This is a genomic window from Mycobacterium persicum, assembly GCF_002086675.1.
Lineage (GTDB): Bacteria > Actinomycetota > Actinomycetes > Mycobacteriales > Mycobacteriaceae > Mycobacterium > Mycobacterium persicum.
In genome coordinates, this window is the sequence record NZ_MVIF01000379.1 from 1 (window position 1) to 221 (window position 221).

At 81.4% G+C, this 221-nt stretch carries 1 protein-coding gene; it reads left to right on the forward strand.

The window, feature by feature from the left end; translation table 11 throughout:
* Nucleotides 1-221: hypothetical protein (locus BST40_RS33745; RefSeq protein ID WP_208618988.1), on the forward strand; the 221-nt coding region annotated here is incomplete at both ends.

Consider the following 221-nt stretch of genomic DNA (forward strand, 5'->3'; position numbering starts at 1 on the left):
GGCTCCACTGTTGGTGCTGATGGCACCGCCGGCAACGGCGGCACCGGTGGCGTGGGCGGCACCGGCGGCAAGGGCGCGGACTACACCGCCGCGGTCGGCGCGGGCGCCACCGGCGGCACCGGCGGTGCCGGTGGGGCCGGTGGGCAGGGCGGCACCGGCGGCGCCGCCGGCAACGCCTTCACCGGCACCGCCGGCACCCAAGGCGCCGGCGGCCAAGGCGG